This window comes from Pseudoalteromonas aurantia, assembly GCF_005886875.1.
GTDB classification, from domain to species: Bacteria; Pseudomonadota; Gammaproteobacteria; order Enterobacterales; family Alteromonadaceae; genus Pseudoalteromonas; species Pseudoalteromonas aurantia_A.
Window position 1 is genome coordinate 1 of record NZ_PNBY01000206.1, and the last position, 497, is coordinate 497.

General features: G+C 37.4%; 1 protein-coding gene. It reads left to right on the plus strand.

Translation table 11 applies throughout. The annotated features are described in order from the left end of the window. Positions 1–107: 107 nt before the first annotated feature. Positions 108–341, plus strand: a complete 234-nt coding sequence (locus CWC18_RS20655; RefSeq protein WP_042152928.1) for a hypothetical protein — start codon at positions 108–110, stop codon at positions 339–341. Positions 342–497 lie beyond the last annotated feature (156 nt).

Genomic DNA, 497 nt, shown 5'->3' on the forward strand with positions numbered 1-497 from the left:
AACAATGCGCTAAACTAGGACAAAATTAAATAAGCTCGTCGCTTCGCTCGATTTTAGCTTATTCAATTTTGTCTGTTAGCTAAGCGTTAGTTTGTCATGGAGGTCAATTGAAAACTTTAAAAATTCTCTTGGGAGCAGGTCTTATTATATTTGGTATTCTTGAATTGAAAGTTTCTCCAGATAATCTTTTAATAGCGGTTTCTTCAATAGTTTTTGGTGCAATTTCGCTATTAACTTCAGTGAATTTCAAATCCAATAAAAAAGGTGGCGACTGGACCAGTAGTTCACATATCAACTGGAGTAACTCGGATAGCGGTGATAGCAGTGGCGGCGGTGAATAAACAAACTAACAAATCACTAGGAAGTTTTAATTGACATATATGGACACTCCCGGTATGTCAAACAAAATAACTCTGGCGGGGTAGAATAAACTACCTCGTTTTTTCATTTCGTCGCTGCCACTGTTTGACGTTTGACCCATTTGCAATAAAGCGTTG